This is a genomic window from Heliobacterium chlorum, assembly GCF_014502795.1.
Classification (GTDB): Bacteria; Bacillota; Desulfitobacteriia; order Heliobacteriales; family Heliobacteriaceae; genus Heliobacterium; species Heliobacterium chlorum.
In genome coordinates this window covers 1-804 of record NZ_JACVHF010000121.1, presented here as the reverse complement: position 1 = coordinate 804, position 804 = coordinate 1, and the positions used below count along the sequence as shown (strand labels likewise).

Below are 804 nucleotides of genomic sequence, written 5' to 3'. Positions count from 1 at the left end.
AAAGAGATGGCAAAGCGAGAACCGACGTGGGAAGAAGTCTGGTTCACTGGATGGGTGCGGCCATCCGGTAAATTACAGACAGCGATCCTGGCGTTGAAAATCGGTGAGTTGGATAAAGAACGATTGAAGGGTGTCAAGGCTGCTATTGAGGCGGGGGAAATCGGTCTCGGTGTAGAGAGCCTGCGGAAATTAACTAAGGCCCATGCGTTGCGTCTCTGGAGAGAATTGCAGGAAAAGCGAAAGCACGCTGTACTAAAAGAGATGGTTGCTCACACGCCGGAAAATTACCGCTTAATTCAAACAGAAGATCAAATAGAGCGGTTGGTCGCTGATCTACAAGATGAACCAATTATAGCCTTCGACACGGAGACAACAGGTTTGGACGTGTACCGGGATGTAATCGTTGGCATGTCGCTAACTTTACCGAAGGCGGATTATCACGTTTATATTCCGGTGGCCCATAAAGTCGGTAAACAGTTGTCCCGGGAACGAGTGTTAGAATGGCTGCGTCCAATGCTGGAAAATCCAACGGTCGGGAAGGTACTGCATAACGCCAAGTACGATATGCACATGTTGATTCGCCATGGAATCCGGATGCGAGGGATGGCTCACGATACCCGCGTGGCTATGGCCTTGTTGAATGAGAATGAGCCATCTTATGCCCTAAAGAATCTAGCCACAAAATATGGTCGCAAATTTGGATTTGAAGATACCAGCCACACCTTTGATGAACTCTTTGGAAAAACCCGATTTGATGAAGTGTCATTGGATGTCGCTCTGGTCTATGCGGCGAAGGATACACAC

General features: G+C 48.4%; 1 pseudogene. It reads left to right on the top strand.

Features of this window, described 5'->3' with window-relative positions:
* Positions 1-804 (top strand): annotated as a pseudogene (locus tag H1S01_RS20490) (DNA polymerase); the annotation flags it as partial.